1 pseudogene is annotated in these 352 nt (G+C 48.3%); it reads left to right on the top strand.

The features are described from left to right. A pseudogene (locus COY37_RS08830) lies at nucleotides 1-349 on the top strand (ATPase); the annotation flags it as partial. Nucleotides 350-352 lie beyond the last annotated feature (3 nt).

Genomic DNA, 352 nt, shown 5'->3' on the forward strand with positions numbered 1-352 from the left:
ATCTGAGCAGGAAACACGTGCAGCGCTCGAGCGATTGGCCGAGGCGGGGTTGATTGAAGCCCATGGCACCGGACGCGGGAGAACGTATATGCTTAGTGCCAAGGTCTATAGCAAGGCCGGGCAAAAGGCAGCTTATGTAAGGCAAGCGGGATTTGATCCGATCCAGCAGGAACAGATGGTCTTAAACTATATCGATAAACACGGCTCTATCAAGAGGGCAGAGGTTATGGATTTGTGTCATATCAATAAGGACCAAGCATACCGGCTGCTTTCTCGACTTAAAGAAAAGGGTTTCATTAGACAGCGAGGCCAGTTTAAAAACGTATTTTATGAACGTGATCGTTGGTAATCG

It is taken from the genome of Candidatus Aquicultor secundus, from assembly GCF_002791875.1.
GTDB classification, from domain to species: Bacteria; Actinomycetota; Aquicultoria; order Aquicultorales; family Aquicultoraceae; genus Aquicultor_A; species Aquicultor_A secundus.